The 16,727-nt window shown below is 72.4% G+C and carries 14 protein-coding genes; 4 read left to right on the top strand and 10 right to left on the bottom strand.

The genetic code is table 11. The features are described 5' to 3' along the window. Positions 1–2: 2 nt before the first annotated feature. Both purE and ACGF5T_RS09300 read right to left on the bottom strand, forming a co-directional pair. Complete coding sequence (gene purE / locus ACGF5T_RS09305) at positions 3–545, bottom strand: 5-(carboxyamino)imidazole ribonucleotide mutase (RefSeq protein ID WP_366766767.1); 543 nt, start codon at positions 543–545, stop codon at positions 3–5. Then, positions 542–1,681 carry a 5-(carboxyamino)imidazole ribonucleotide synthase gene (locus tag ACGF5T_RS09300; RefSeq protein WP_356608800.1) on the bottom strand — a complete coding sequence of 380 codons (1,140 nt, stop codon included), beginning with the start codon at positions 1,679–1,681 and terminating at the stop codon, positions 542–544. The genes purE and ACGF5T_RS09300 overlap by 4 nt, the downstream gene beginning before the upstream one ends. A 165-nt stretch (positions 1,682–1,846) precedes the next feature. Here ACGF5T_RS09300 and ACGF5T_RS09295 point away from each other — a divergent pair, with 165 nt between their 5' ends. Next, on the top strand, positions 1,847–2,419 hold the full coding sequence (locus ACGF5T_RS09295; protein WP_356608801.1) for a GtrA family protein: 573 nt from the start codon (positions 1,847–1,849) through the stop codon (positions 2,417–2,419). A 28-nt stretch (positions 2,420–2,447) separates the two neighbouring features. Here ACGF5T_RS09295 and ACGF5T_RS09290 read toward each other — a convergent pair whose 3' ends face one another. Next, positions 2,448–3,722 carry an ATP-binding protein gene (locus ACGF5T_RS09290; protein ID WP_356608803.1) on the bottom strand — a complete coding sequence of 425 codons (1,275 nt, stop codon included), beginning with the start codon at positions 3,720–3,722 and terminating at the stop codon, positions 2,448–2,450. Positions 3,723–3,769: 47 nt separating this feature from the next. Beyond that, the gene (locus ACGF5T_RS09285) at positions 3,770–4,447 is read right to left on the bottom strand and encodes a response regulator transcription factor (RefSeq protein ID WP_053132192.1); all 678 of its coding nucleotides are present in this window, start codon (positions 4,445–4,447) and stop codon (positions 3,770–3,772) included. 530 nt (positions 4,448–4,977) lie between these two features. On the opposite strand from ACGF5T_RS09285, the gene ACGF5T_RS09280 reads away from it, so the two are divergent. Then, complete coding sequence (locus ACGF5T_RS09280) at positions 4,978–6,474, top strand: MFS transporter (protein WP_356608805.1); 1,497 nt, start codon at positions 4,978–4,980, stop codon at positions 6,472–6,474. Positions 6,475–6,967: 493 nt separating this feature from the next. On the opposite strand, the gene ACGF5T_RS09275 is transcribed toward ACGF5T_RS09280, so the two are convergent. Together ACGF5T_RS09275 and ACGF5T_RS09270 are read right to left on the bottom strand one after the other, a co-directional pair. Next, positions 6,968–7,591 carry an ATP-binding protein gene (locus ACGF5T_RS09275; RefSeq protein WP_356608807.1) on the bottom strand — a complete coding sequence of 208 codons (624 nt, stop codon included), beginning with the start codon at positions 7,589–7,591 and terminating at the stop codon, positions 6,968–6,970. A 179-nt stretch (positions 7,592–7,770) separates the two neighbouring features. After that, positions 7,771–8,148: an STAS domain-containing protein gene (locus tag ACGF5T_RS09270; protein ID WP_121747439.1), complete on the bottom strand. Its 378-nt coding sequence runs from the start codon at positions 8,146–8,148 to the stop codon at positions 7,771–7,773. A gap of 241 nt (positions 8,149–8,389) precedes the next feature. On the opposite strand from ACGF5T_RS09270, the gene ACGF5T_RS09265 reads away from it, so the two are divergent. Next, entirely contained in the window at positions 8,390–9,316 is a 927-nt protein-coding gene (locus tag ACGF5T_RS09265; protein ID WP_356608809.1) for an RNA polymerase sigma factor SigF, read from the top strand. A 103-nt stretch (positions 9,317–9,419) separates the two neighbouring features. Here the strand turns inward: ACGF5T_RS09265 and hutI are convergent, their stop codons facing one another. From hutI to hutU, 4 genes are read right to left on the bottom strand one after another with little or no spacing between them, the layout of a single operon-like run. Then, positions 9,420–10,595, bottom strand: a complete 1,176-nt coding sequence (gene hutI, locus ACGF5T_RS09260) for an imidazolonepropionase (protein ID WP_361013676.1) — start codon at positions 10,593–10,595, stop codon at positions 9,420–9,422. A 41-nt stretch (positions 10,596–10,636) separates the two neighbouring features. Then, the gene (locus ACGF5T_RS09255) at positions 10,637–11,986 is read right to left on the bottom strand and encodes a formimidoylglutamate deiminase (protein WP_361013679.1); all 1,350 of its coding nucleotides are present in this window, start codon (positions 11,984–11,986) and stop codon (positions 10,637–10,639) included. Continuing rightward, positions 11,983–13,200 carry an allantoate amidohydrolase gene (locus tag ACGF5T_RS09250; protein ID WP_366766768.1) on the bottom strand — a complete coding sequence of 406 codons (1,218 nt, stop codon included), beginning with the start codon at positions 13,198–13,200 and terminating at the stop codon, positions 11,983–11,985. The genes ACGF5T_RS09255 and ACGF5T_RS09250 overlap by 4 nt, the downstream gene beginning before the upstream one ends. Next, a complete protein-coding gene (gene hutU, locus ACGF5T_RS09245) occupies positions 13,197–14,897 on the bottom strand; it encodes a urocanate hydratase (protein ID WP_361013685.1) in 1,701 nt (566 codons plus the stop codon). Before hutU ends, ACGF5T_RS09250 begins: the two co-directional genes overlap by 4 nt. Before the next feature lie 197 nt (positions 14,898–15,094). Here hutU and ACGF5T_RS09240 point away from each other — a divergent pair, with 197 nt between their 5' ends. Then, positions 15,095–16,489, top strand: a complete 1,395-nt coding sequence (locus ACGF5T_RS09240) for a diaminopimelate decarboxylase (RefSeq protein ID WP_366766815.1) — start codon at positions 15,095–15,097, stop codon at positions 16,487–16,489. Positions 16,490–16,727 lie beyond the last annotated feature (238 nt).

Raw genomic sequence — 16,727 nt, 5'->3', positions numbered from 1 at the left:
CGTCACTTCCCGAAGCCGAAGCCCGCGGCCGGGCCCCCGACCTTGTTCCGCAGCCGCCTGCCCTTCTCGGTGGCCTGGTCGTTCAGCTCCTGCTGGAACTCGCGCATGCGGCCCTGCAGCTCCTCGTCGTGCGCGGCGAGCATGCGGGCGGCCAGCAGCCCGGCGTTGCGGGCACCGCCCACGGAGACGGTGGCGACGGGGACGCCGGCCGGCATCTGCACGATGGAGAGCAGGCTGTCCATGCCGTCCAGGTACTTCAGCGGCACCGGCACGCCGATGACGGGCAGCGGGGTGACGGAGGCGAGCATGCCGGGCAGGTGGGCGGCGCCACCGGCCCCGGCGATGATCGCCTTCAGGCCGCGTCCGGCCGCCTGCTCGCCGTACGCGATCATCTCGTGCGGCATGCGGTGCGCGGAGACGACGTCGACCTCGTAGGGGACCTCGAACTCGTCGAGCGCCTTGGCGGCGGCCTCCATGACGGGCCAGTCGGAGTCCGACCCCATGACGATGCCCACGATCGGGCTGACCGGGCTGGCCTGGCTCATTCGGTGATCGTCCCTCTCAGGTAGCCGGCAGCGTGACGGGCGCGCTCCAGCACGTCGTCCAGGTCGTCGCCGTAGGTGTTGACGTGGCCCACCTTGCGGCCGGGCTTCACGTCCTTGCCATACATGTGGATCTTGACCTGCGGGTCGCGGGCCATGCAGTGCAGGTACGCGGAGTACATGTCGGGGTAGTCGCCGCCGAGGACGTTGACCATGACCGTCCACGGGGCGCGCGGACGCGGGTCGCCCAGCGGCAGGTCGAGGACGGCGCGGACGTGGTTGGCGAACTGCGAGGTGATCGCGCCGTCCATGGTCCAGTGGCCCGAGTTGTGCGGGCGCATCGCCAGCTCGTTGACGAGGATGCGGCCGTCGCGGGTCTGGAACAGCTCGACGGCGAGGTGGCCGACGACGCCGAGTTCCTTGGCGATGCTGAGCGCCATCTCCTCGGCCCGCAGGGCGAGGCCCTCGTCCAGGTCGGGGGCGGGGGCGATCACCGTGTCGCAGACCCCGTCGACCTGGCGGGACTCGACGACGGGGTAGGCCACCGCCTGGCCGTGCGGGGAGCGGACCACGTTGGCGGCCAGCTCGCGGACGAAGTCGACCTTCTCCTCCGCGAGCACGGGCACGCCGGCGCGGAACGGCTCGGCGGCCTCCTCGACGGAGTCCACCACCCACACGCCCTTGCCGTCGTACCCGCCGCGGACCGTCTTGAGGACCACGGGGAACCCGTCGCCCTCACCCGCGAAGGCGCCCACGTCGGCCGGATCGCTCACGATCCGGTGCCGTGGGCAGGGCACGCCGATCGCGACGAGCTTCGCGCGCATCACGCCCTTGTCCTGGGCGTGCACGAGCGCCTCGGGGCCGGGGCGCACGGGGATGCCGTCCGCCTCCAGGGCCTTGAGGTGCTCGGTCGGCACGTGTTCGTGATCGAAGGTGATCACGTCACAGCCGCGCGCGAACTCGCGCAGCGTGTCCAGGTCGCGATAGTCGCCGATGACGACTTCGTTCACGACCTGCGCCGCAGAGTCCTGAGGGGTGTCACTGAGGAGCTTGAACCTGATGCCCAGCGGGATGCCCGACTCGTGTGTCATACGAGCGAGCTGGCCACCGCCGACCATACCGACTACCGGGAACGTCACACCCCTAGCGTATCGGCCGCGCGGAGCCCACCTGTTTACCGGCCGTTTCCGGGCGGTCCCGGCGCTCGTTCCCGGCGCCCCGCGTCCGTCCGCAGGAAGATCGCGCGTCCGGGTGGTTAGCATGAACGGATTGACGCCGACCCACGGACGGGGGCCTGCACGACCATGGGACATGGTTCCTCGGGTGCTCATACGGCTCCCCCCACTCCCCCGGCGCCGCGCGGCGCCGTGCGGGGACGGGTCGACCGGCTGGTCAGGGAGATCGCGAAGTTCGGCGCGGTGGGCGGCGCGGGGGTGCTGGTCAACCTGCTCGTCTTCAACTTCGTACGGCACGTGACCGACCTCCAGGTGGTGCGGGCCAGCATCGTCGCGACGATCGTCGCGATCGTCTTCAACTACCTGGGCTTCCGCTACTTCACGTACCGGGACCGCGACAAGAGCCACCGGACCCGCGAGATGACGCTGTTCCTGGTCTTCAGCGCGATCGGACTGGTGATCGAGAACGGCGTGCTCTACACGGCGACGTACGGCTTCGGCTGGGACAGCCCGCTGCAGAGCAACATCTTCAAGTTCCTCGGCATCGGCATCGGCACGCTCTTCCGCTTCTGGTCGTACCGCAGCTGGGTCTTCCGCGCGCTGCCGGCCCGGCGGCCGGTGACGCGGGCGGAGACCTTCCTGGAGCACGAGAACCCCACAGCGGTGCCCACGCCCGACGGCACCCCCGCGGCCCGCCGCTGACCCGTCCGGCCGCCTGGGGCCGAAGCGGCTAGCGCACGGTCCCGTCCGAGTCGCCGGAGCCCTGCTTCGACGGCGGCGTACGGGACAGGAAGAGGCCGAAGACCGGGGGGCGGCCCTGGAGCAGCTCCAGCCGGCCACCGTCCGCCTCCGCCAGGTCCCGGGCCACGGCCAGGCCGATGCCCGTCGAGTTCCGCCCGCTGATGGTCCGCTCGAAGATCCGTGCGCCCAGGTCGGCCGGGACACCGGCCCCCTCGTCGGTGACCTCGACCACCGCCTGGTTGCCGGTCACCCGGGTCCGCAGGGCCACCGTGCCGCCGCCGTGCATCAGGCTGTTCTCGATCAGCGCGGCCAGCACCTGCGCCACCGCCCCCGGGGTGCCGACGGCCGTCAGGTGCCGCTTGCCGGAGCTGACGATCGCCCGCCCCTCGCTGCGGTAGGCGGGCCGCCACTCGGCGATCTGCTGCTGGATGACGTCGTCCAGCTCGAAGGTGACGGCCGAGCCGCTGCGCGGGTCGCGGGAGTTCGTCAGCAGCCGGTCCACCACGTCCGTCAGCCGCTCCACCTGCGACAACGCGATCGTCGCCTCTTCCTTCACCGTCTCGGGCTCGTCGGTGAGGGTGATCTCCTCCAGCCGCATGGACAGCGCGGTCAGCGGGGTGCGCAGCTGGTGGGAGGCGTCAGCGGCCAGGCGGCGCTCGGCGGTGAGCATCCGGGCGATGCGCTCGGCGGAGGAGTCCAGCACGTCCGCGACCCGGTCCAGCTCGGGGACGCCGTAGCGCTTGTGGCGGGGGCGCGGGTCGCCGGAGCCGAGGCGTTCGGCGGTCTCGGCGAGGTCGGTGAGCGGGGAGGCGAGGCGGTTGGCCTGCCGGATCGCCAGCAGGACCGCGGCGACCACCGCGAGCAGCGCCACCAGGCCGATGATCAGCAGCGTACGGCCGATCTCGCGGGTCACCGAGGAGCTGGGCTCCTCGACGAGCACCGTCTCGCCCTCCTCGCCGGTGGCCCTGCCGCGGATGACCTCACCGGTCGGCCGGCTGCCGACCTCGATGACCGTGCGGCCGGGGATGCGGATCTCGGCGTACCGGGCGTCCGCGACCTGCTCCCGCAGGAACGCCGCGTCGACCGTCCCGGTGCCGAGCAGCCGACTGTCCACGATGCTGGCCAGCCGCACCGCCTCCAGGTCGACGCGTTCCTGGGCGGTGCTGCTGATCGTGCGGGTCTCCACGATCACGAGGGAGACGCCGAAAACGGCGATCACGACGAGCACCACGGCGAGCGTGGACTGGATCAGTCGGCGGCGCATGTCCTCTTACCCGGGCAGGCCCTGCGGGCACTCGGCCCCACTCGTGCTCAGTTCTTCTCGAAGCGGAAACCCACACCGCGCACGGTGGCGATGTAGCGCGGGTTCGCCGCGTCGTCCCCCAGCTTCTTGCGCAGCCAGGAGATGTGCATGTCGAGCGTCTTGGTCGACGACCACCAGGTGGTGTCCCAGACCTCGCGCATCAGCTGGTCGCGGGTGACGACCCGGCCGGCGTCGCGCACCAGCACCCGCAGCAGGTCGAACTCCTTGGCGGTGAGCTGGAGCTCCTCCTCGCCCATCCAGGCCCGGTGCGACTCGACGTCGATACGCACGCCGTGCGTGGCGGGCGGCTGCGGGGGCTCGACGGACCCGCGCCGCAGCAGGGCGCGGACCCGGGCGAGCAGCTCGGCGAGACGGAAGGGCTTGGTGACGTAGTCGTCGGCGCCCGCGTCCAGCCCGACGACGGTGTCCACCTCGTCGGCGCGCGCGGTCAGGATCAGGATCGGCACGGCGTGGCCCTCGGACCGCAGCCGCCGGGCGACCTCCAGCCCGTCCATGCCCGGCAGGCCCAGGTCCAGCACGACCAGGTCGACGCCTCCCTGCAGCCCGGCGTCGAGTGCGGTCGGTCCGTCCTCACGCACCTCGACCTCGTACCCTTCCCGGCGCAGTGCGCGGGCCAGCGGCTCCGAGATGGACGCGTCGTCCTCGGCGAGCAGTACACGGGTCATGAGCTGATGGTAGTCCGCTCGGAGCAGCGCCCGGGGCGTGATCGCACCCGCGGTCTCTTACCTGCGGACAAGCCGGGCGCCCCGGCGCCCTGGGCCCCGCCGACCCCCGGCGCGTACCTGCGGCTTGCGGGGTGCCATCCTGGAAAGGACCTGCGAATGATCGTTCGCGGTTCCGTTCTCACCTGTGATCCCGGTCTCAAGTCCTTCCATACCGGGCGGTGTCCTGCCGTATGGTGAATCAGCGCCTGTAGCACCCTGGGGACCTTTGGCGACAGTTCGACGCTGAAGGTCTCTTTTGTGTGCGGGTCGGCCCCCACGGCCGACCTTGAAAGGAATGACCTGTGGCCGGGCCTCACCGCGTGCAGTGACGCGCGCAGAGGCGTGGATCCCGGTGGTCGCCGTCCCGCGCTCCGTGATCCGGAGCGGAATCCCTCGGGCGTGGGGTGGGCGGACGAAGGCCGCCGGTGCCGGCCGCCCCCCACCGGGCGCGCATCGCCGCATGAGCGCGTCCCGACCAGCAAGGATCGACCATGGCGTCCAGCCTGACGAAGGACTCGGTCACACCGGGCACCCCCGGTTCCGAGAAGACCTTCTTCGGCCACCCCCGCGGACTGGCCACTCTCTTCATGACCGAGATGTGGGAGCGTTTCTCCTACTACGGCATGAGGGCTCTGCTCCCGCTGTACCTGGTGGCCCCCGGCGGTCTCGGCATGAACGCCGGCACCGCGACCGCGATCTACTCGGTGTACCTCTCGCTGGTGTACTTGCTCACGATGCCGGGCGGCTGGTTCGGCGACCGTGTCTGGGGACCCCGCAAGACCGTCGCCGTCGCCGGCGGCATCATCATGCTGGGCCACCTGACGCTGGCGCTGCCCTCCTCGGGCACGTTCTTCGCCGGCCTCGGCCTGGTCGCCATCGGCTCGGGCCTGCTGAAGGCCAACATCTCCACGATGGTCGGCCAGCTCTACGACGGCCCCGACGACCCGCGCCGCGACGGTGGCTTCACCGTCTTCTACATGGGCATCAACCTCGGTGCCTTCGCGGCGCCGCTGATCATCGGCACCATCGGCGAGAACGTCAACTGGCACCTGGGCTTCGCGCTCGCCGCGGTCGGCATGGGCCTCGGCGTGATCCAGTTCCTGATCGGCAGCCGCAACCTGGCGCCGCACTCCAGCGTGGTCCCGAAGCCGCTGTCGGCGGCGGAGAAGACCTCGACGCTGCGCAAGTCCGCGTTCTGGGCCGCGCTCGCCGTCGTCTTCTACGCGATCGTCGGCTTCTCCGGGAACTACACCCTGAACTGGATCCTGGTCCCGCTGACCCTGCTCGGCGTGATCATCCCGGTGCTGGTGCTGACCCGCATCAAGCGCGACAGGTCGCTGGACCGCGCCGAGCAGTCGAAGATGTCCGCGTACATCTGGTTCTTCGTGGCCGCGGCCGTCTTCTGGATGATCTACGACCAGGGCGGCTCGACCCTGGCGATCTTCGCCGACTCCTCCACCAACACCAGCGTGCTCGGCTGGGACTTCCCGGTCTCCTGGTTCCAGTCGGTGAACCCGGTCATCATCATGGCCCTCGCCCCGGTCTTCGCCACGCTGTGGCTGGCGCTCGCCCGGCGCGGCAAGGAACCGAGCACCATCGTGAAGTTCTCGTTCGGCCTCGTCCTGGTCGGCCTGTCCTTCTTCCTCTTCCTGGCCCCGCTGGCCATCGCGGACGGTGGTCACAAGGCCGCCGCGATGTGGCTGGTGGCGATCTACTTCGTCCAGACCTGCGGTGAGCTGATGCTCTCCCCGGTGGGCCTGTCGGTCACCACGAAGATGGCGCCGGTGAAGTACGCCTCGCAGATGATGGGCGTCTGGTTCCTGGCCGTCACCGCCGGTGACGCCACGACCGGTCTGCTCTCCATCGCCGGCGTCGACCTGAACAAGACGGGCATCGTGGCGGCGGAAGCCACGCTCGCCGTGGTCGCCGGTCTGGCGATCTGGATGTACCGCAAGCGCGTCAAGGAACTCATGGGCGACGTCCGCTGAGACCCGCCCGCGAGGAAGGGGTCACCGCGTCCGGGTGGGCGCGGTGGCCCCTTCGCCGTGTTCGGGGGCGGGCGCCGGGCCCGGGGCGCCCCGCACCGTCCGCGGAGCCGTTGGCGGGGCCGTGGGACGGCCTGTGGCCGTCGTGAGCCCTCGTAGGCCCCGCGTGGGCCGTCGGTAGGCAGGCGTAGGCAGGCGCTACCGAGCGTGGGCAGCCGAGGGGCGGTCGTGCCGAGTCGTGGGCGGTCGGCGGGAGCCGGAGGCGTGCGCAGGCGTACCGACGCACGCAGGCCCCGCGTCCGGGTCTCGGCCGGGAGGAGGCCGTTCAGGCGGGCACGGGGCGAGGGAACGGAGGACTGAGGGCGAGGACGGTGACGGGACCGCCGGGTGACGGCGGACGGCGAGGGGCGGAGGCCGAGGCTGAGCAGCCGGGGCGGCTCCGCGGCAGGGTGGGGGAACGGCGGCAGGGTGGGGGAACGGCGGCAGGCGCCGATCCCTACGCCGGTGCTCCCAGTTCCGCCCAGACCCGCTTGCCCGCGACTCCCGGTGTGCGGACCACGCCCCAGTCCAGGCACAGCCGCTCCACGATGAACATGCCGTGTCCGCCGGGCCGCCCGGCGCGGTGCGGGGTGCGCGGCGCCGGCTCTCCCGTGCCGCGGTCGGAGACCTCCAGCCGGATCACCTTCTTCTCGCAGGTGATCGACAGCTCGTCCGGCCCCTCTGCGTGCAGACAGGCGTTGGTGACCAGTTCGGACACCACGAGGAGCACGTCCTCGGCGGCGGCCCGCTGATCCGCGGTGGACGAGGGCAACCAGCCCCAGGCATACAGCGCCTGGCGGGTGAAGTCACGGGCGAGCGGGACGACCCCGCTCTGGTCGTCGAAGCTCAGTCTGCGCACCTGCCGCCCACCGTTCTCCGCACGCGCGACGGCACTCTCGGGCGCGGCCACGGCCTGCGCGGGCGACGGGGACGCGGACGCCCCGATCGCGGCGGCCTGCCCCGCGGACACGCCTTCGTCGGACTCCCCGGTCCCGGACACACCGCCCCCCTCGGAGCCCCCGGAAGCGCCGCTGGGCTCCGGACCGCGGTCGCCCGGCGAGTAGGGCCGGGTGGTGCTCATCAGCGCTTCACCTCACCGATTCACCAGTTCATGTTTCAACGTCGTACACAGTCGGTTCTGGATGTCTCCTGCCCGACCGAACCGTCCGAACACCCCTGTATTGGCCACGAAACACGGGACGGGGTGAAAACGCCCGCCCCAGGGAGCGCACGGAACCCGCCGGCCGGGCCGGAGCGGGCTCAGTCGGACTCGTCGGCCAGGGCGGCCTCGAGCGTGTCGTGGAGGGTGAAGACCGCTTCGGCCCCCGTGATCTCGAACACGCGAGCCACTACGGGCTGCATGGCCACCAGATGCACACCGCCCCCCGCGGCCTCCGCCTTCAACCGCGCGCCGAGCAGGACGTTGAGCCCTGTGGAGTCGCAGAACTCCAGACGCGAACAATCGACGACAAGCCGGTTGAATCCCTTGGCGAGACAGTCCTCCAGTGGCTCGCGCAACAGCTCGGCGGTGTGGTGGTCCAACTCACCCGCCGGTGTCACGACGGCACTGGGGCCCTCTTCCCGTACTTCCACCAGAAGCCGGCCCGACTGGGCACTGCCGACCGTCCCGCGGTCCATGCCGTTTCTCTCTCCCGAGGTCGTGACTGCTTGCTGACGCCCTCGAACACTACGCCTTCCCCGCGCACTCCGACACCCGAACAACCGCACACAAACGGACATACATGCACAGAACACACTTGCGGTTGGCTCGGTAAACCCGGTAGGCCTAGTAGGAACACGTAACCCGACACGGCCGGCTTTGGAGGCGCCGCACACCGCAGTGCACGCAATTGGCTTCGGCAGCCGTATGCCGAGAACGATGGAGGACATCATGTCACCCCGGCTCGACGGATCGCGTACCCAAGAAGCGACGTCGACACTCCCTCCGGAACATCTGGATCCCATCGAGCAGCACGACGTGGCCGTCGGACACGACGGCGCACTGGCCGGGCTTCCGGACATCCCGGCGTACGACGAGGTGGCTCCGGCGGACGCCCGGGCCCTGTCCAGGACCCTCTTCGAGCGGCTGGAGTCGCTGGAGGAAGGCACCCACGAGTTCGCGTACGTACGCAACACGCTCGTCGAACTGAACCTCGCGCTGGTCAAGTTCGCCGCCTCCCGCTTCCGCTCGCGCAGCGAGCCGATGGAGGACATCATCCAGGTCGGCACGATCGGCCTGATCAAGGCGATCGACCGTTTCGAGCTGTCGCGCGGTGTGGAGTTCCCCACGTTCGCGATGCCGACCATCATCGGCGAGATCAAGCGCTTCTTCCGCGACACCTCCTGGTCCGTGCGCGTCCCGCGCCGGCTGCAGGAGCTGCGGCTCGACCTGGCCAAGGCCGGCGACGAGCTGGCCCAGCGGCTCGACCGCGCCCCCACGGTGGGCGAACTGGCCGAGCACCTCGGCCTGTCCAGGGACGAGGTCCTGGAGGGCATGGCGGCGTCCAACGCCTACACCGCCTCCTCGCTGGACGCCCAGCCGGAGGAGGACGACGCGGAGGGCGCGCTGGCCGACCGCATCGGCTATGAGGACCACGGGCTCGAGGGCATCGAGTACGTCGAGTCGCTGAAGCCGCTGATCGCCGAACTCCCCTCCAGGGACCGGAAGATCCTCTCCCTCCGCTTCGTCGCGGGCATGACCCAGTCGGAGATCGGCGAGGAACTCGGCATCTCCCAGATGCACGTCTCGCGCCTGCTGTCGCGGACGCTCGTACGGCTGCGCAAGGGGCTCACGGCCGAGGACTGATCCTCGCCGGGTGACGCTTGCCCTCCAGGGGGGTGGTCCGACGTCGGGCCGCCCCCCTTCGGGCTGTCCGGGGGCGGTTCGGGCCCGGCCGGCGTGCGAGCGCTCACACCCTGCGCACGCCGCGCCTCCACACCCCCGCGACCAGGGGCACGCCCGGCCGGTAGGCCAGGTGGACGTGGCTGGGGGCGTCGAGAAGGGTCAGGTCGGCGTACGCGCCCGGGGTGAGGCGGCCGATGTCGTCGCGCCTGAGGGCCGCGGCGCCGCCCGCGGTGGCCGACCAGACCGCCTCGTCCGGCGTCATGCCCATGTCCCGTACCGCGAGCGCGATGCAGAAGGGCACGGACGACGTGAAGGACGAGCCCGGGTTGCAGTCGGTGGAGAGCGCGACCGTGGCGCCCGCGTCGAGCAGGCGCCGGGCGTCGGGCCACTGGGCCCGGGTGGAGAACTCCGCTCCGGGGAGCAGGGTGGCGACCGTGCGGCCGCTCGCCAGGGCGTCCACGTCGGCGTCGGTGAGGTGGGTGCAGTGGTCGGCGCTGGCGGCGTCCAGCTCGACGGCCAGTTGCACGCCCGGGCCGTAGGAGAGCTGGTTGGCGTGGATCCGCGGGTGCAGTCCCCTGGCCTTGCCCGCGGTGAGGACGGCCCGGGCCTGGTCGCCGTCGAAGGCGCCCTTCTCGCAGAAGACGTCGATCCAGCGGGCGTGCGGAGCGCAGGCGTCGAGCATCTCGCCGGTGACGAGGTCGACGTAGGCCGCCGGGTCGTCGGCGTGTTCGGGGGCGACGATGTGGGCGCCGAGGAAGGTGACCTCGTCGGTGTGGCGGGCGGCGACGCGCAGGGCGCGGGCCTCGTCGGCGGTGGTCAGGCCGTAGCCGGACTTGGTCTCGAAGGTGGTGGTGCCCTGGCGCAGGGCCTCGTCGAGATACCGGACGAGGCCCGCCTCCAGTTCCGCGTCGCTCGCGGCGCGGGTGGCGGCGACGGTGGTGCGGATGCCGCCGGCGCTGTAGGGGCGGCCGGACATGCGGGCGTTGAACTCCTCGGTGCGGTCGCCCGCGAAGAGGAGGTGGGAGTGGGAGTCGACGAAGCCGGGGAGGACGGCCCGGCCTCCGGCGTCGACCCGGCTGTCAGTGGCGGGTGCTTTGCTTGATTCACCGGTCCACGCGACGCGGTCGCCGTCGATGACGACAGCCGCGTCCCGGACCAGTCCGAGGGGGGAGCGGTCACCGAGGGAGGGGTCGTTGGTGACGAGTGCGGCGATGTTGGTGATGACGGTGCTGCTGCTCATGGTGTCCGTGGCGTCCTTGCGGGTGCTGGGGCGGGCGGTTGCTACGCGTGCAGGGCGGCGACGGCCCGCGCGAGGGCCCCGGGCACATCGGGTACGAGGGTGTGCGCCCCGTCGCGCACGACGTGCCGCCCGCCCACCACGGTGTGCCGCACGTCCGCTGCCGTCGCGGCGAATACGGCCGTCTCGGCGCCGAGCCTGGGCGGCGGCCCCGCTGTTCTGACCGAGTCGAGGGCGACGGTCGTCAGGTCGGCCCGGGCCCCGGTCTCGAGGGTGCCCACGTCGTCCCAGCCGAGGGCCGCGTATCCGTCGGCGCCGGCGGCGCGCAGCAGGGCGGCAGCGGTCCAGTGACCGCGGGTGCGGGTGCGCAGGCGCTCGTTCAGTTCCATGGCGCGGGCCTCCTCCAGCAGGTCTACGACGGCGTGGCTGTCGGAGCCGAGGGAGAGCGGGGAGCCCGCCCGTTGGAGGGCCGCCGCCGGTCCGATGCCGTCGGCGAGGTCCCGTTCCGTGGTGGGGCACATGCAGGTGCCGGTGCGGCTGTCACCGAGCAGGGCGATGTCCTCGTCGGTGAGGTGGGTGTTGTGGACGCCGGTGGTGCGCGGGCCGAGCACGCCGTGGTCGGCGAGGAGCCGGGTGGGGGTGCGGCCGTGGGCGGCGTGGCAGGCGTCGTTCTCGGCGGTCTGCTCGGACAGGTGCACGTGCAGCGGGGCCCGCCGCTGCTCGGCCCAGTGGGCCACGGTCGCCAACTGGTCGGCGGGCACGGCCCGTACGGAGTGGACGGCGGCACCGATCCGCGCGTGATCCCGTTCCTTGAGAAGTGAAGAGCGTTCCGCCCAGGCCTCGGCCGTCCCGTCCGAGAAGCGTCGCTGGTGGGCGTCGGGGGCCCGGCCGAAGCCGGAGGACAGGTAGCAGGTGTCGAGGAGGGTGATGCGGATGCCGGCTTCGGCGGCTGCCTCGATGAGCGCCTCGCCCATCGCGTTGGGATCGGCGTAGGGGGTGCCGCCGGGGGCGTGGTGGACGTAGTGGAACTCGCCGACGGCGGTGATGCCGGCGAGGGCCATCTCGGCGTACACCGCGCGGGCGAGGTCGTGGTACGTGTCGGGGGTCAGCCGGTCGGCGACGGAGTACATGACCTCCCGCCAGGTCCAGAAGGTGCCGGAGCCGACCTGGACGGTGCCGCGCAGGGCGCGGTGGAAGGCGTGGCTGTGGGCGTCGGCGAGACCGGGCAGGGTCAGTCCGCGCAGGATCTCGGCTCCGGCCGGCGGGGCGGGGGTGTCGGTGCGGACGGCGGTGACGCGGCCGTCGCGCACGTCCACGGCGACGCCCGGCTCGACGTGGGTGCCGAGCCAGGCGTGCTCCAGCCAGTACGTCCGGGTCCGCTCGGTGGTCCTCACGTGCAGGCCAGCCCTTCCAGTACGTCGGCGAGTGCGGTCACCCCGGCCACGCAGTCGTCCTCGGCGGCGTACTCGGCCGGGGAGTGCGAGACGCCGGTGGGGTTGCGTACGAACAGCATGGCGGTCGGGACGCGCCCGGAGAGGATTCCGGCGTCGTGTCCGGCGCCCGTGCCCAGGACGGGCACCCGCAGGTCCGTGCCGGTGCCGAGGATCCGGGCGAGTTCGTCGCGCAGGGCGTGGTCGAACTCGACGACGGGGGTGAAGGACTCGCGGACCACGTCCAGTTCGGCGCCCTGGGCCGCGGCGTGCTCGCGGGCGGCCTTCTCGATGGCGGTGACCACGGTGTCCAGGCTCGCCTGGTCGGCGGCGCGGGAGTCGAGCCAGCCCCGGACGAGGGACGGGATGGCGTTGACGCCGTTGGGCTCGACGGCGATCTTGCCGAAGGTGGCGACCGCACCGGCCAGTTCGGCCTCGCGGCGGGCGGCGAGGACGGTCTCGGCGTAGCTCAGCATCGGGTCGCGCCGGTCGGCGAGCCGGGTGGTGCCGGCGTGGTTGGCCTCGCCCCGGAAGTCGAACCGCCAGCGGCCGTGCGGCCAGATGGCGGACGCGATGCCGATCCGGTCGCCGGAGAGGTCGAGGGCGCGGCCCTGTTCGACGTGGAGTTCGACGAAGGCGCCGATACGGGCGAGGCGCTCGGGGTCGGGGCCGAGGGTGTCCGGGTCGTGGCCGGCGGCCTCCATGGCCTGCGGGAGGGTGATGCCGTCCCCGTCGGTCAGGCGGTGGGCCTGCTCGACGGTGAGGGCGCCCGCGGTGAGCCGGGAGCCGACGCAGGCGAGGCCGAAGCGGGCGCCCTCCTCGTCGCCGAAGTTGACGATGCCGAGCGGCCTGGTGGGGTGGGCTCCCCTGGCGCGCAGTTCGTCCAGGGCGGCGAAGGCGGACACGACCCCGAGGGGCCCGTCGAAGGCGCCGCCGTCGGGCACGGAGTCCAGGTGGGAGCCGGTGACCACGGCGTTGCGGGCGGCGGGGTCGCCGTGCCAGGCCCACTGGTTGCCGTTGCGGTCGGTCTCGTAGGTCAGCCCGCGGGCCTCGGCCTGCTCCCGGAACCAGGCCCGGCAGTCGGCGTCGGCGCCGGTCCAGGCGAAGCGGCGGTAGCCGCCGGAGGCGGAGCCGCGGCCGATCGGCAGCAGCTCCGCCCACATGCTGTGGAAGCTCACGCGCCGTCACCCTCGCGCGCCTCGTCACCCTCGCCGGCCCCGTCGCCCTCGCGCATCGGCACCCGCACGCCCCGCTCCCCGGCGACGGACTCGGCGATGTCGTACCCGGCGTCGACGTGCCGGATGACGCCCATGCCGGGGTCGTTGGTGAGGACCCGGCGGATCTTCTCGCCGGCCAGCGCGGTGCCGTCGGCGACCGTGACCTGCCCGGCGTGGATCGATCGGCCCATGCCGACTCCGCCGCCGTGGTGGAGGGAGACCCAGGAGGCGCCGGAGGCCACGTTGACCATGGCGTTGAGCAGCGGCCAGTCGGCGATGGCGTCGGAGCCGTCGAGCATGGCCTCGGTCTCGCGGTAGGGGGAGGCGACGGAGCCGCAGTCCAGGTGGTCGCGGCCGATGACGACGGGCGCGGCCAGTTCACCGCTCGCGACCATGTCGTTGAACCGCTCGCCGGCCTTGTCCCGCTCGCCGTAGCCGAGCCAGCAGATGCGGGCGGGCAGGCCCTGGAAGTGGACGCGCTCGCCGGCCAGCTTGATCCAGCGGGCCAGGGACTCGTTCTCCGGGAAGAGGTCGAGGATCGCCTTGTCGGTCTTGGCGATGTCGGAGGCCTCGCCGGACAGGGCCGCCCAGCGGAAGGGGCCCTTGCCCTCGCAGAAGAGGGGGCGGATGTAGGCGGGGACGAAGCCGGGGAAGGCGAACGCCCGGTCGTACCCGGCGAGCCGGGCCTCGCCGCGGATGGAGTTGCCGTAGTCGAAGACCTCGGCGCCGGCGTCCTGGAAGCCGACCATCGCCTCGACGTGCCGGGCCATGGACTCGCGGGCGCGGGTGGTGAAGCCGGCCGGGTCCTTGGCGGCGGCGTCGGCCATGTCCTCGAAGGCGAGGCCGGTGGGCAGGTAGGCGAGGGGGTCGTGGGCCGAGGTCTGGTCGGTCACGATGTCGATGGGGGCGCCCATGGCGAGCAGCTGCGGGACCAGGTCGGCGGCGTTGCCGAGGACGCCGATGGAGAGCGGCCTGCGCCGGTCGCGGGCCTCGGTGGCCAGCTGGAGGGCGTGGTCGAGGGAGTCGGCCTTCACGTCGAGGTAGCGGTGCTCGATGCGGCGGTCGATGGCTCGGGGGTCGCAGTCGACGCAGATCGCCACGCCGTCGTTCATGGTGACGGCGAGGGGCTGGGCGCCGCCCATGCCGCCGAGACCGGCGGTGAGGGTGATGGTCCCGGCGAGGGTTCCGCCGAACTTCTTGGCGGCGACGGCGGCGAAGGTCTCGTAGGTGCCCTGGAGGATGCCCTGGGTGCCGATGTAGATCCAGGAACCGGCCGTCATCTGCCCGTACATGGTCAGGCCGAGGGCCTCCAGGCGGCGGAACTCCTCCCAGTTGGCCCAGTCGCCGACGAGGTTGGAGTTGGCGATGAGGACGCGCGGCGCCCACTCGTGGGTCTGCATGACGCCGACCGGGCGGCCCGACTGGACGAGCATCGTCTCGTCCTGCTTGAGGGTCTCCAGGGTGCGGACCATCGCGTCGAAGGACCGCCAGTCGCGGGCCGCCTTGCCCGTCCCGCCGTAGACGACGAGCTTGTCGGGGTGCTCGGCGACCTCGGGGTCGAGGTTGTTCTGCAGCATCCGCAGGGCGGCCTCCTGCTGCCAGCCCAGGGCGCTCGGCGTGGTCCCGCGCGGCGCTCGGACAGGACGGGGTCCGGACATGGTCTGCCTCCTGGTGGCTTGGTCCCGGCGGATTGTTACTGCTGTTATTCATATCCTCGCTTCGTGAATAGAACTAGTCAATACGTCCCGTGTCCCGGCGCGGGGGCGCCACGGGTGTTTGGCTTGATGGCGTGGGCAGGCAGCCAGGGGTGTGCACAGGCAGGCGGCGAGTACGGAGGAAGCGCGTGAGCGAAGGCATGGGCACGGGCACGAGCGGTGGCCCCCACGGCACCGGCACGGAGCGGGCGGCCCGGCGGGACGAGGCGGTGCGGGCGGCCGTGGAACAGGGTCTGCTCGGACCGGGTGCGCCGATCGTCGGGCTGCTGGACGTCACCGGGATCCGGGAGTCGGCGGCGGCGTTGCAAGCGGCGTTCGAGGCGGTGACGGCGCCGGGGACGCCCGTGCTGCACGCCTTCGCGGTGAAGGCGTCCCCGCTGGTCCCGGTGGTGCGCCTGCTGCACGGGGAGGGCATCGGCGCGGAGGTCGCGAGCCCGGGAGAGCTGGCGCTGGCGCGGGCGGCGGGGGTGCCGCCGGAGCGGACGGTGCTGGACTCCCCGGCCAAGACACCGGAGGAACTGCGGGAGGCGCTCGCGCTGGGCGTCGCCGTCAACGCGGACAACCCGCAGGAGCTGGAGCGCATCGACGCGCTGATGGCCGGGGGGACGAGCTCCTCACCGCTCGGCATCCGGGTCAACCCGCAGATCGGCGGGGGCTCCATCGAGGCCCTGTCGACGGCGACGGCCACCTCCAAGTTCGGGGTGGCGCTGCGCGACGAGGGGGCGCGCGAGTGGGTGGTGCGGGCGTACCTGGACAGGCCGTGGCTGACCCGGCTGCACGCGCACACCGGGTCCCAGGGCATCCCGCTCTCCCTGATGGCCGAGGGTGTCGCGGAGACGTACGCGCTCGCCGAGGAGATCAACGAGCGGGCCGGACGCCGGCAGGTGGACACGCTCGACATCGGCGGCGGCCTGCCGGTGAACTTCGCGTCCGACGAGACGACACCGACGTACGCGGACTACGCGCGCGTACTGCGCGAGGCGGTGCCGGGGCTGTTCGACGGCCGGTACGGGCTGGTGACCGAGTTCGGGCGGTCCCTGCTGGCCGAGCACGGCACCGTCGTGGCGCAGGTGGAGTACGCCAAGAGCGCCGGGGGGCGGCCGGTCGCGGTGACGCACGCGGGCGTCCAGGTCGCGACGCGGACGGTGTACGCGCCGGGGGCGTGGCCGTTGCGGATCGCCGCGTACGACGGCAAGGGGCTGCCGAAGCAGGGGCCGGACGTGGTGCAGGACGTGGCGGGTCCGGCGTGCTTCGCGGGCGACCTGCTGGCGGTCGGGCGCGCCCTGCCGCGGCTGGAGCAGGGCGACTACGCGGCGGCGCTGGACACGGGGGCGTACTACTTCGCGCACCACTACGCGTACAACTCGCTCGCCCGTCCCGCGGTCCACGGCTTCGTGCGGCGCGCGGACGGGGGTGTCGCCTTCGCGACCGTCCGGGAGGCCCAGACGGTCGACGAGATCGTCACCGAGGCGGGAGGGAAGCACGCCATCGCGCTCACGGACATGGCCGGCGACAGGGGCACCGGCGGCTCGTAGACGGCCGCGGCCCCCGCGGCAGCGGCCGGGCGTGGTCCGGGCCGCGTACGGCGGCCGGGCGCCGGGCCGGGGTGCGGCGGCCGGACGCCGGGCCGGGCCCCGCGTGCGGCAACCGGACGCGGGACGAGGCCCCGCGTGCGGCAACTCGGTGTGAGGCGGAGCGACGTACGGCGGCCGGGTGGCTGTCGGGGTCGCTTCGGCGTGCGCGTGACGCGGCTCGGGGCCCGCAGGGTGCGGC

It is taken from the genome of Streptomyces sp. NPDC047853, assembly GCF_043204535.1.
Lineage (GTDB): Bacteria > Actinomycetota > Actinomycetes > Streptomycetales > Streptomycetaceae > Streptomyces.
The sequence above is the reverse complement of the archived record's forward strand: the minus strand, read 5'-3'. Positions and strand labels throughout refer to the sequence as shown.

Bases quoted from the DNA above. Each gene is read 5' to 3' on its own strand.
- purE (WP_366766767.1), bottom strand. From the start codon at position 545: ATGAGCCAGGCCAGCCCGGTCAGCCCGATCGTGGGCATCGTCATGGGG.
- ACGF5T_RS09290 (WP_356608803.1), bottom strand. From the start codon at position 3,722: ATGCGCCGCCGACTGATCCAGTCCACGCTCGCCGTGGTGCTCGTCGTG.
- ACGF5T_RS09275 (WP_356608807.1), bottom strand. From the start codon at position 7,591: ATGAGCACCACCCGGCCCTACTCGCCGGGCGACCGCGGTCCGGAGCCC.
- hutI (WP_361013676.1), bottom strand. From the start codon at position 10,595: ATGAGCAGCAGCACCGTCATCACCAACATCGCCGCACTCGTCACCAAC.
- ACGF5T_RS09285 (WP_053132192.1), bottom strand. From the start codon at position 4,447: ATGACCCGTGTACTGCTCGCCGAGGACGACGCGTCCATCTCGGAGCCG.
- ACGF5T_RS09280 (WP_356608805.1), top strand. From the start codon at position 4,978: ATGGCGTCCAGCCTGACGAAGGACTCGGTCACACCGGGCACCCCCGGT.
- ACGF5T_RS09295 (WP_356608801.1), top strand. From the start codon at position 1,847: ATGGGACATGGTTCCTCGGGTGCTCATACGGCTCCCCCCACTCCCCCG.
- ACGF5T_RS09240 (WP_366766815.1), top strand. From the start codon at position 15,095: ATGGGCACGGGCACGAGCGGTGGCCCCCACGGCACCGGCACGGAGCGG.
- ACGF5T_RS09265 (WP_356608809.1), top strand. From the start codon at position 8,390: ATGGAGGACATCATGTCACCCCGGCTCGACGGATCGCGTACCCAAGAA.
- ACGF5T_RS09270 (WP_121747439.1), bottom strand. From the start codon at position 8,148: ATGGACCGCGGGACGGTCGGCAGTGCCCAGTCGGGCCGGCTTCTGGTG.
- hutU (WP_361013685.1), bottom strand. From the start codon at position 14,897: ATGTCCGGACCCCGTCCTGTCCGAGCGCCGCGCGGGACCACGCCGAGC.